A 623-nucleotide genomic window follows, 5' to 3' on the forward strand; every position below is an offset into this window, starting at 1 on the left:
TTAAAAGGATAAACCTGAGACCAAAAAGACCAAAATGTCCGTTATGATCATAAACTTCCCCAGACGTTACGAAAACGCTATCATTCTAGTAAGAAAGACACAAAAGGCGAATAGGACAGGGGGATGAAGGATATGAAACTGTTTAGAAATTTAACAGTTCAGGTCATAACCGCGGTCATCATTGGGGTCATTGTCGGGCTGGTTTGGCCGGATGTCGGCAAAGAAATGAAACCGCTTGGCGATACATTTATCAACGCTGTTAAAATGGTGATCGCACCAATCATTTTCTTCACAATCGTTCTCGGGATTGCAAAAATGGGCGATATGAAGAAGGTTGGAAAAGTAGGGGGAAAAGCGTTTATCTATTTCGAGATTGTCACCACCCTCGCACTCATTATCGGTTTATTTGTCGTCAATATTATGAAGCCGGGTGCGGGTCTTGATTACAGCAAGCTTGAAAAGGGAGATGTATCACAATACACGCAAAATGGCGGTCAGGGAATCGACTGGATTGAATTTGTTACACACATTGTTCCATCCAACATGGTTGATGCCTTCGCAAAAGGGGCCATTTTGCAGGTCTTATTCTTTTCTATTCTTTTCGGAGTGGGTCTTGCGGCATT

Annotated in this window: 1 pseudogene; it reads left to right on the top strand. The window is 42.7% G+C overall.

The features are described 5' to 3' along the window. Nucleotides 1-132 precede the first annotated feature (132 nt). Nucleotides 133-623 (top strand): annotated as a pseudogene (gene dctP / locus ACWHAR_RS28900) (C4-dicarboxylate transporter DctP); the annotation flags it as partial.

Source organism: Bacillus sp. LR--39 (genome assembly GCF_053613335.1).